Genomic DNA, 1,271 nt, shown 5'->3' on the forward strand with positions numbered 1-1,271 from the left:
CAGCCGCGACCCGAGGACTTCTGCGTCCGGCGCGAGACCGAGTCGAGCACGACCGCGGCGAGCAGCACCGCGCCGGTGATCATGTACTGGATGGCCTGCGCGGCGTGGACCATGTCCAGGCCGGTGGTGATCGACTGGATGACCAGGATGCCGAGCAGCGCCGACCAGGTCTTGCCGCGCCCGCCGAAGAGGCTGGTGCCGCCGATGACCGCGGCCGCGATGGCGCTCATCAGGACGTTGCCGCTGCCCAGCGCCTTGTCCGCGGAGCCCTGCTGCGAGGCGATGAACAGGCCGCCGAGGCCGGCCAGGCCGGCCGAGATCATGAAGACCGAGATGCGGACCCGGGCGACGTTGATGCCCGCCCGGCGCGCGGCCTCGATGCCGCCGCCGACCGCGAAGATCTTCCGGCCGTAGGAGGTACGGCGCAGCACGAAGTCGGTCAGCACGACCACGCCGAGCAGGATCACCAGGGGCAGCGGCAGGCCGCGGTCCTGGTTGAGCATGTAGGCGCCGACGAGGGCGAGCACCGCGAGGGCGCCGGTGCGCAGCGCGATCTCGCCGGTGGTGCGGCCCGGCAGCCCGGCGGCGGTGCGGCGGCAGGCCTCGATGAGCTGGCCCGTCAGGAAGACGCCGATCGCCAGGAGCGCCAGCACCCAGGCGAAGGCGACGTCGCCGTCGCCCAGGAAGTAGGTGTCCAGGTTGGCGACGACACCGTCGTTGATGTTGTTGATGGTGCCGAGCTTGCCGAGCACGTAGTCCTGGAGGCCGCTCCAGGCGAGCATGCCGGCCAGGGTGACGACGAATGCGGGCACGCCGATCTTGGCGAAGAAGAAGCCGTGCAGGGCGCCGATGGCCACCGCGGCGGCGATCGCGATCAGGATGGCGAGGCCTTCGTTCAGGCCTTCGCGCACGGCCAGCACGGAGGTGATCGCCGCGGTGACACCGGCGATGGAGCCCAGCGAGAGGTCGATCTCGCCGAGCAGCAGGACGAAGACCACACCGACGGCGATCAGGCCGGGGCCGGCGATCCACTTGGTGATGTTGGTCAGGTTGTCGGCCTGCAGGAAGTGGCCGGTGACGCTCTGGAAGATGACGGCGATCAGGATCAGGCCGATGACGACCGGCAGGGAGCCGAGGTCACCACTCTTGATCTTGCGGCGGAACTCGTCCACGTAGCCGGCGACGCCGCCCTGGCGCACCAGCAGGCGCGGGTCGACCGCCGGGGAGGCGGGGGTGGCGGGGGGCTCGGCGGGGGGGGGGGGGTGGGTGGG

The 1,271-nt window shown here is 71.3% G+C and carries 1 protein-coding gene; it reads right to left on the minus strand.

All coding sequences use genetic code 11. From position 1 onward, the window contains the following. Positions 1 to 1,271: sugar ABC transporter permease (locus tag MCM47_RS41000; RefSeq protein ID WP_308222638.1), on the minus strand; the 1,271-nt coding region annotated here is incomplete at both ends.

Source organism: Kitasatospora sp. A2-31 (assembly GCF_022288725.1).
GTDB lineage: Bacteria > Actinomycetota > Actinomycetes > Streptomycetales > Streptomycetaceae > Kitasatospora.